Annotated in this window: 1 pseudogene; it reads left to right on the top strand. The window is 59.2% G+C overall.

Features of this window, described 5'->3' with window-relative positions:
- A pseudogene (locus GYA94_RS25485) lies at nt 1-272 on the top strand (glutamine synthetase); the annotation flags it as partial.

Genomic DNA, 272 nt, shown 5'->3' with positions numbered 1-272 from the left:
CGCCAACCCGTACCTGATGATGGCTGCCGTGCTGGCGGGCGTGCACCATGGCCTGACCAACCAGATCGAGCCAGGCGCGCCGATCGAAGGCAACTCGTACGAGCAACTCGAGCAGAGCTTGCCGAACAACCTGCGCGATGCCCTGCGTGAGCTGGACGACAGCGAGATTCTGAACAAGTACATCGATCCGAAGTACATCGACATCTTCGTCGCGTGCAAGGAGAGCGAGCTGGAGGAGTTCGAACACTCTATCTCCGACCTCGAGTACAACT

Source organism: Pseudomonas juntendi (assembly GCF_009932375.1).
Classification (GTDB): Bacteria; Pseudomonadota; Gammaproteobacteria; order Pseudomonadales; family Pseudomonadaceae; genus Aquipseudomonas; species Aquipseudomonas juntendi.
This window is presented reverse-complemented; position numbering and strand designations above follow the sequence as displayed.